The sequence below is a fragment of the Aliidiomarina sp. genome (assembly GCF_047920995.1).
GTDB lineage: Bacteria > Pseudomonadota > Gammaproteobacteria > Enterobacterales > Alteromonadaceae > Aliidiomarina.
Map to the genome: position 1 here is coordinate 33046 of NZ_JBLRWZ010000023.1, position 8578 is coordinate 41623.

8 protein-coding genes and 2 tRNA genes are annotated in these 8578 nt (G+C 46.4%); all 10 read left to right on the forward strand.

The window, feature by feature from the left end:
- Positions 1 to 32: 32 nt before the first annotated feature.
- Entirely contained in the window at positions 33 to 1991 is a 1959-nt protein-coding gene (gene ftsH / locus ACNA7P_RS07695; RefSeq protein ID WP_416258039.1) for an ATP-dependent zinc metalloprotease FtsH, read from the forward strand.
- Positions 1992 to 2057: 66 nt separating this feature from the next.
- On the forward strand, positions 2058 to 2870 hold the full coding sequence (gene folP / locus ACNA7P_RS07700; protein WP_416258040.1) for a dihydropteroate synthase: 813 nt from the start codon (positions 2058 to 2060) through the stop codon (positions 2868 to 2870).
- 4 nt (positions 2871 to 2874) lie between these two features.
- Positions 2875 to 4206, forward strand: coding sequence for a phosphoglucosamine mutase (gene glmM / locus ACNA7P_RS07705; RefSeq protein WP_416258041.1), 1332 nt, complete (start codon positions 2875 to 2877; stop codon positions 4204 to 4206).
- An 89-nt stretch (positions 4207 to 4295) separates the two neighbouring features.
- Complete coding sequence (tpiA, locus tag ACNA7P_RS07710) at positions 4296 to 5042, forward strand: triose-phosphate isomerase (protein ID WP_416258042.1); 747 nt, start codon at positions 4296 to 4298, stop codon at positions 5040 to 5042.
- Positions 5043 to 5046: 4 nt separating this feature from the next.
- On the forward strand, positions 5047 to 5361 hold the full coding sequence (gene secG / locus ACNA7P_RS07715; RefSeq protein WP_416258043.1) for a preprotein translocase subunit SecG: 315 nt from the start codon (positions 5047 to 5049) through the stop codon (positions 5359 to 5361).
- A gap of 44 nt (positions 5362 to 5405) precedes the next feature.
- A tRNA-Leu gene (locus ACNA7P_RS07720) sits at positions 5406 to 5492 on the forward strand.
- Between the two features lie 113 nt (positions 5493 to 5605).
- Positions 5606 to 5682: transfer RNA gene (locus ACNA7P_RS07725), tRNA-Met, on the forward strand.
- Between the two features lie 227 nt (positions 5683 to 5909).
- Positions 5910 to 6365 (forward strand): ribosome maturation factor RimP, encoded by a 456-nt coding sequence (rimP, locus tag ACNA7P_RS07730; protein ID WP_416258044.1) that lies wholly within the window; start codon positions 5910 to 5912, stop codon positions 6363 to 6365.
- Between the two features lie 70 nt (positions 6366 to 6435).
- On the forward strand, positions 6436 to 7935 hold the full coding sequence (nusA, locus tag ACNA7P_RS07735) for a transcription termination factor NusA (RefSeq protein WP_416258045.1): 1500 nt from the start codon (positions 6436 to 6438) through the stop codon (positions 7933 to 7935).
- A 25-nt stretch (positions 7936 to 7960) separates the two neighbouring features.
- Positions 7961 to 8578: translation initiation factor IF-2 associated domain-containing protein (locus ACNA7P_RS07740; protein ID WP_416258046.1), on the forward strand; the 618-nt coding region annotated here is incomplete at its 3' end.

Below are 8578 nucleotides of genomic sequence, written 5' to 3' on the forward strand. Positions count from 1 at the left end.
TGTATTCCACAACATGTTGAGAGGTAATAACGTTGAGCGACATGGCAAAAAATCTTATTCTTTGGTTAGTTATCGCGGTCGTGTTAATGAGCGTGTTCCAAGGAATTAATCCAGGTTCTACTGAGGGGCGCACATACGCCTACTCAGAGTTTGTGCGTGATGTAAATCGGGGTGATGTACGCGAAGTAACCATAAATGAATCGAAGCGTTCTATACAGGGCGTGCGCAGAAGTGGTGAAGAGTTCCGTACAGTGATGCCAGCACAAGATCCTGAGTTATTAAACGAACTATTAAGCCAAGGTAATGTAACGGTACAATACCAAGAGCCAGAAGCACGAAGCTTACTTGGCACTATTTTCATCTCTTGGTTCCCAATGCTGTTGTTGATTGCGGTGTGGATATTCTTCATGCGCCAAATGCAGGGTGGCGGTGGCAAAGGAGCAATGAGCTTCGGTAAAAGCAAAGCCCGCCTTATGGGTGAAGATCAAGTGAAAACCACGCTTGCGGATGTTGCTGGCTGTGAAGAAGCGAAAGAAGAAGTTGCCGAATTGGTTGATTTCTTGCGCGATCCAAGCAAGTTCCAGCGCTTAGGTGGTCACATCCCGAAGGGCGTATTGATGGTAGGCCCTCCAGGTACTGGTAAAACATTGTTAGCAAAAGCAGTTGCAGGCGAGGCCAAGGTTCCGTTCTACACAATTTCTGGTTCTGATTTCGTAGAGATGTTTGTAGGTGTTGGTGCTTCGCGTGTTCGCGATATGTTCGAACAAGCGAAGAAATCTGCTCCTTGTATCATCTTTATTGATGAGATTGATGCAGTAGGTCGCCAGCGTGGCGCTGGCCTTGGTGGCGGTCACGACGAGCGCGAGCAAACCTTGAACCAAATGCTCGTAGAAATGGATGGCTTCGAAGGCAATGAAGGTATTATCGTAATTGCTGCAACCAACCGCCCAGACGTATTGGATCCAGCGTTATTACGCCCAGGCCGCTTCGATCGCCAAGTAACCGTGGGGTTACCGGATGTTCGTGGCCGTGCGCAAATTTTGAAAGTGCACATGCGTAAAGTTCCTTTGGCTGACGATGTGGAGCCAAGCGTAATTGCCCGCGGAACCCCTGGGTTCTCAGGTGCTGATTTGGCAAACTTAGTAAACGAAGCCGCGTTATTCGCAGCGCGCGAAAATCGCCGTGTTGTTTCTATGGCCGAGTTTGAAAAAGCCAAAGATAAGATTTTGATGGGCTCAGAACGTAAATCGATGGTAATGACCGAAGAAGAGAAAGCAATGACGGCTTATCACGAGGCCGGCCATGCCATCGTAGGTCGATTAGTACCAGATCATGATCCAGTATATAAAGTTTCCATTATTCCGCGCGGTAGAGCGTTGGGTGTTACCATGTACTTGCCGGAGCAAGATCGAGTAAGCCACAGCAAGCAGCATTTAGAAAGTATGTTGTCGAGCTTATATGGCGGCCGTATCGCAGAGCAATTGATTTATGGTGATGACTACGTAACCACTGGCGCATCGAATGATATTGAGCGTGCTACTAGCATCGCTCGGAAAATGGTTACACAGTGGGGCTTATCCACCAAAATGGGCCCATTGTTGTACGCAGAAGATGATGGCCAAGTATTTTTAGGGCGCGGTGTAGCTCAGAACAAGCAAATGTCTGATGAAACTATGCGGGCGATAGATGCTGAGATTCGCAACGTGATTGATAGTAATTACGCGCGCGCCTACAAGATTTTGGACGAGAACATCGATATCCTGCATTCCATGAAAGATGCGTTAATGAAATATGAAACGCTGGATGCACATCAGATTGATGATTTAATGGAACGCAGAGAAGTTCGCGAACCGGTAAATTGGCATGATGATAATGATACCGGTAATGTTGCTGGTGGTGGCAAAAAAGCAACCAAAGACGCGGAAGGTAGCAAGGAAAAAGATGATGATTCACCGTTACTCAACGATCCGGATGAATCACCCGCTAAATAATCTATAATAAATGCCCCGTTCGCGGGGCATTTTTTTGCTTGCCACGATCATCTTGAGGACACCTGCATGGCGCAACAACGACAACCATTTCAAGTAATGGGTATTTTAAATGTTACTCCCGATTCTTTTTCCGATGGTGGTCGATACAACTCGGTGAGCTCGGCATTACAACGCGCAGAGCAGATGGTAGTAGCGGGCGCTACATGGCTTGATGTGGGTGGTGAATCAACTCGGCCAGGCGCAGCAGGTGTTGCTGAGCAAGAAGAACTAGATAGAGTAATTCCAGTGATAGAAGCCTTATCGCGGGAGTTTGCGGTGCAGATTTCTGTAGACACGAGCAAAGCGCAGGTAATGCGTGAAGCTGTGCATGCAGGGGCGGCAATGATTAATGATGTTCGCGCGTTGCGAGAGCCTGGAGCGCTAGCAGCCGCTGCCGAAAGTAACGTTAAAGTGTGTTTAATGCATATGGTTGGCCAACCGCGTACCATGCAAGATGCCCCTGAATATGGCAACGTTGTGAACGAAGTGAAGCTATTTTTGCAAGATCGCATGCGTGTATGTGAACAAGCGGGTATTGCTCGGGAGCGTCTTTTACTTGATCCGGGCTTTGGTTTTGGCAAAACTGTACGGCATAATTATGAGTTGCTACATCGATTAGCGTGCTTTCAAGAGTTTGAAGTGCCTTTATTGATTGGCGTTTCCCGAAAATCGATGTTGGGCAAGGTAACCGGGCGCGATGTAGAGCAACGGTTAGCAGCGAGTATTGCTGCGGCAACCATCGCTATGATGAAAGGTGCTGCCATTTTGCGTGTGCATGATGTTGCAGAAACCATGGATGCGGTAAAAGTGGTTACCGCCACATTAACAGGAGAGTATTAGTATTATGGGTAAGTATTTCGGCACTGATGGAATTCGCGGTCGTGTAGGTGACCGCCCGATTACCCCTGATTTTGTCTTGAAATTAGGCTGGGCCGCTGGTAAAGCTTTGGCTGCAGAAGGTAATACGCGCGTATTAATTGGCAAGGATACGCGGATTTCAGGTTATATGTTGGAATCTGCACTAGAAGCTGGTTTCTCCGCTGCAGGTGTTAATGTTGAATTTCTAGGCCCCATGCCAACGCCGGCCATTGCCTATTTAACCCGCACCTTTCGTGCTGCCGCGGGCATCGTGATCAGCGCTTCGCATAATCCGTATTATGATAACGGTATTAAGTTCTTTTCTGATAGTGGGCATAAACTCTCTGATGCACTTGAACAACGCATTGAAGATTATCTCGATCAAGAAATTGATTGTGTGTCTTCGGAGAAACTTGGCCGTGCTTCGCGTATTCCTGATGCGGCTGGCCGTTATATCGAGTTTTGTAAAAGTGTATTTCCCAGTGAGCTATCGCTCAGTAAGCTTAAGTTAGTAGTGGATTGCGCGAACGGTGCTACTTACCATATCGCGCCGAACGTGTTTCGTGAGCTTGGTGCGCAAGTAATTGAAATCGGCAGTACGCCTAATGGTTTGAATATTAACGCAGGGTGCGGTGCAACCGATTTAGCCGCATTAACTGCGAAAGTAAGAGAGGAAAAAGCGGATATTGGCATCGCCCTTGATGGTGATGGTGATCGCTTAATGATTGTGGATGCCGAGGGCGTGGTAATCGATGGTGATGAAATCGTTTATGCATTAGTGCGCCAAGCTATTAAGGATGGCACCCTGGAAGGTGGTGTAGTAGGTACCGTAATGAGTAATATGGGCATGCAATTAGCGTTAGAAAAGCTAAATGTACCCTTTACCCGAGCAAAAGTAGGGGACCGTTTTGTTATGGAAGCCCTACGAGAAAATCGTTGGTTTATAGGCGGCGAAGGTTCAGGCCACATTATCAATTTAAAGTACCACAGTACCGGTGATGGCATCATTGCCGCGATTCAATTTCTATCTGCCATGGTACGCGAACGATGTAGCGCTCGTGCTATGATTCAGGGTATGCAAAAGTTACCTCAAGTACTGGTGAATGTTAGATTTACCAGTGGCACCGATCCACTGTGTGAAGATAACGTTTTATCTGCAGTGGCAGAAGTTGAAAAAGCATTAGCCGGTGAAGGCCGAGTACTTTTGCGAAAATCGGGTACTGAACCGTTGATTCGAGTAATGGTTGAAGGGAAGGATTCTGCACGAGTAAAAGCCTACGCACAGCAAATCGCGAGTGAAGTAGCTGCTATTGTTTAAGCATTGAGCAGTCAATAAATTTTTCAATAGTGGTGCTTGTATCAGACCTTGATGTCAGGTACTATCTGCGCCGCTTACAGGAGTGTCATGTGAGACAAACACTGGTTATTGCCAACTGGAAATTAAACGGCGGTATCGGCCTCTTAAAAGAAATGGCTGAGCACTTTCACCATGTGGATACGCAAGAACAGGTGCAAGTGGTTATTTGTCCTCCAGCTGTTTATCTGAAAACTGCAGAAGTTCTTTTTGAACCAATCGGCATTCACATAGGTGGGCAAAACTGCAGCGAGCACTCATCCGGCGCATTTACTGGCGAAATAAGTGCAGAAATGGTTGCAGATGTAGGTTGTAAATTTGTTTTAGTTGGGCACTCAGAGCGGCGTGCATTGTTTGCGGATACCGATGCGGTAATTGCGAAAAAAGTTCAGCAAGCACAGAGTGCCGATTTGATTCCTGTGCTTTGTGTTGGTGAAACACTAGCCGAGCGAGAAGCAAATGCGGTAGAATCGGTAATTCAAGAACAACTTGAAGCCGCGCTGCAAAAAGCTAATTTTGAACGCTTAGTAATCGCTTACGAGCCAGTTTGGGCAATAGGTACAGGGGTTACTGCATCACCTGAGCAAGCTCAGGAAGTGCACAAGATAATTCGTACTTGGGTGGCTAGCAAAGCACCTGAAGAAGCGCAGAAGTTACAAATTTTATATGGTGGTAGTGTAAAAGCTGATAACGCGAATACACTGTTTAGCCAACCCGATATCGATGGTGGCCTGATTGGCGGTGCTAGTCTCGATACCGAACAGTTTGATGCCATATGCAAGGCAGCAAAGGATATTTAAATTTATGTATGAAGTTCTATTAGTAGTTTACCTTTTGGTTGCGATAGCTTTGATTGCCTTAATTATGTTGCAACAAGGCAAGGGCGCAGATATGGGTGCTTCATTTGGAGCTGGTGCTTCAAATACCGTATTTGGTTCTGGCGGTTCAGGTAACTTCCTTACCCGTATGACCGCGATTGTAGCAGTGTCGTTCTTTTTGTTAAGCCTATTGTTAGGTAGCATCGTTGCTGGTGAGCGAGCTCCTGCCGACGATTGGATTGATTTAACTGAAGAGCCAACCGAACAAACACCACCGAACGATTTACCGCCAGGTAATTAACTCGTGTGAGCGTAATTAAGTTTACGCAATAAGTTGAAAATTAAGCCGAAGTGGTGGAATTGGTAGACACGCCATCTTGAGGGGGTGGTGCTCAATTGAGCGTACGAGTTCGAGTCTCGTCTTCGGCACCAAAGTTAATGTTATCCTGTTGTTAATTAAAAACTTTTAATTTCGCTAGAAGTGGTTACAAAAGTTTTTAGCAGTTGAATATTCAACGTAACAGAGTATAATATGCAATATCGGACGCGGGGTGGAGCAGTCTGGTAGCTCGTCGGGCTCATAACCCGAAGGTCGTAGGTTCAAATCCTGCCCCCGCAACCAGTTCGAGTTTAACGGTACTACTCGTTGTATAGTAGTCATGGATTAAGTCACATGTGTGTAGCATTCTTCGGATAAGATGTAACACAACCCGGTAAACTCAGGTCGAAAGGCACTAGTGAAATAGCCCCGACAATGTCCGGGGCTTTTTGCTTTTTTAGCCTAGCTGGCATTAGTTTTGACACCTGAGAACTGGGCATTATGCCCTTTTTTTGTTTCTGGAGGTTGAGTTGGCAACTTTGGTTGAACGACTAACAAATATGCTTGAGCCCGCCGTTGCTGCGGCTGGCTTTGAATTGATTGGTGTAGAATTTATACGCAGTAAGCAATCTACTTTGCGCGTATACATTGATCACGAAGAAGGGATTACCGTTGATAATTGCGCTGATGTGAGCCATCAGGTGAGCGCTGTTCTTGATGTAGAAGATCCGATTAATACTGAATACTTTTTGGAAGTATCGTCGCCAGGAATGGAACGTCCATTCTTTAAAGCGGCCCACTTTGAACAGTTTATTGGCGAGGAAGCCGCTGTGCAGCTTAACGTTGCACTCGAAAATCGCCGCAAATTTACTGCCGTTATTACGGCGGTTGAAGATAACGTGATAGTTTTCACTATCGGTGAAGATTCATTTAAGGTACCTATGAGTGCAATCAAAAAGGCACACTTAGTACCGAAGTTCGATTAATTAATAGCGTTAAAATGAAAGCGCAAAATGTTAACAGCGCTGATGTTGAGAGCGTAAACGAGGCAAGAGCATGAATAAAGAGATTTTGCTGGTTGCAGAGGCTGTTTCCAATGAGAAATCAGTACCACGCGAAAAGATTTTTGAAGCCCTAGAAATTGCGATTGCAACCGCAACTCGTAAGAAATCTGAAGGCGATATCGAAGTACGTGTGGCAATCGACCGGAATACGGGTGAATTCGAAACATTCCGCCGCTGGATGGTGGTTGCTGATCCAGATGGAGCTTTAGATAATCCATATGCTGAGATTTCGTTATCCGCGGCGCAAATCGATGATCCTGATATTCAAATCGGCGATTACATAGAAGACCAAATTGATTCGATACAGTTTGATCGCATTACTACACAAACCGCCAAGCAGGTAATTGTGCAAAAGGTTCGTGAAGCTGAGCGTGCGCAAGTTGTTGAGCAGTACGAAGATCAAGTAGGTACGTTGATTAACGGTACAGTAAAAAAAGCAACTCGAGATAACGTATTGCTAGATTTAGGTAACAACGCTGAAGCGGTTATATTCCGTGACGATATGTTGCCGCGCGAAAGTGTTCGCCCAGGCGACCGTGTTCGTGGTTTGTTATTTGCCGTGCGCCCTGAAGCGCGCGGAGCGCAATTATTTGTAAGCCGCACGCATCCTGATTTCCTGATTGAGCTATTCCGCATTGAAGTGCCAGAAATTGGCGAAGAGATGATTGAAGTTAAGGGCGCTGCTCGAGATCCAGGTTCACGGGCGAAAATTGCGGTGAAAAGTAATGATCGTCGTATTGATCCAGTGGGTGCTTGTGTAGGTATGCGCGGAGCTCGCGTGCAAGCCGTTTCTAGTGAGCTAGGTGGCGAGCGGGTTGATATCGTACTTTGGGATGATAACCCAGCACAGTTCGTGATTAACGCGATGGCGCCAGCTGAAGTTGTTTCTATCGTGATGGATGAAGAAACGCATACCATGGAAGTTGCGGTTGAAGAGGGTAACCTCGCGCAAGCTATCGGCCGGAACGGCCAAAACGTTCGTTTAGCTAGCCAGCTTACCGGCTGGGAACTCAACGTTATGACCGTAGCTGACTTTAACGCACGCAATGAAGCTGAATCTGAGCGGATAACTGCATTATTCATGGAAGGCCTAGAAATCGACGAAGATTTCGCTGGAGTACTGATTGATGAAGGTTTCTCAACGTTAGAAGAAATTGCTTATGTACCAGTAGCAGAATTACTGTCTGTTGAGGGTATGGATGAAGATATCGTGGAAGAGTTACGCAGCAGAGCGCGTGATTTCTTAACCACTAAAGCATTGAAAACCGAAGAATCGTTAGAAGGTGCAGAGCCTGATTCAACCTTGCTTGAGTTAGAAGGGATGGATAGCCATTTAGCTTATGAATTAGCCTCTATTGGTGTGAAAACGCTGGAAGATTTGGCAGAGCAAGGTACCGACGATTTAGAAAGTATTCAATCATTAACGCCAACAACGGCTGGTGAGCTGATTATGAAAGCTCGCAACATTTGTTGGTTTAGTGACGAAGCATAAACAGTTTAAGTGAGGTATGAATTAGATGGCAGAAGTCAAAATCGAAAAACTTGCCAGTGATATCGGAACCTCCGTTGATCGCTTGCTACAACAGTTAAGCGAAGCGGGCATTAGCAAGAGTGATGCCAGCGATACAGTTTCTGAAGATGAAAAGGCGCAGCTACTCGCGCATTTGAACAAAGCGCATGGTGGTGATGGAAATGCCGCACCAAGCCGGATGACACTGAAGCGGAAAACCCGTAGTACGTTGAGTATTAATGCTGGCCCTGGTAAAGCGAAAGCTGTGCAGGTGGAAGTTCGCAAAAAACGTACTTATGTAAAACGTACTCCTGAAGAAGAGCAACGTTTGGAAGACGAACGTATCGCTCAAGAAGCAGAGCAAGTGCGTTTAGAAGCTGAAGCAAAGGCGAAAGAAGCGGCGCAAGCGAAAGCTAAGGCGGAAGCTGAAGAAGCGGCCAAAGTTCGTGCAAAAGCAGAAGCAGAAGCTAAGAAACAAGCTGCTGATGAAAAACGTAAAGCTGAGCAGGCAAAAGTGAAAGCGCAGCCGCAGGTAGAGAAATCACCGGAAGAAAAAGCGAAAGCTGAAGCTGCAAAAATTGAAGCGGAGCGTTTGCGTAAAGCGCAAGAAGCGGAAACTGCGAAG